Annotated in this window: 1 protein-coding gene; it reads left to right on the plus strand. The window is 49.8% G+C overall.

Going from position 1 to position 263, the window contains the following annotated elements; all coding sequences use genetic code 11:
* Positions 1 to 263, plus strand: a 263-nt coding sequence (locus AC1RQI_RS17265) for a cytosine permease (RefSeq protein ID WP_481905839.1), incomplete at both ends; no start/stop codon positions are given.

Raw genomic sequence — 263 nt, forward strand, 5'->3', positions numbered from 1 at the left:
GTTTTGGGTCGTGCTGGCGATGCTGTTAATTATCATCGCAACCCTTTCTACCAATACCGCCGCGAATATTGTCTCACCCACCAACGATTTTCAGAATATTGCGCCTAAGTTGATTAATCAGACGCGCGGCGTACTTTTAACGGGTGCTGTAGGTGTGCTGCTGATGGGCTATGATCTGCTGCAAAAAGCGGGAATCATTCCATCTGGTGTGTCTCTGGAGCAGATGTACTCCAACTGGCTGTTGGGCTACTCAAGCCTGCTGG

The sequence above is a fragment of the Salicola sp. AFF1 genome (assembly GCF_056783195.1).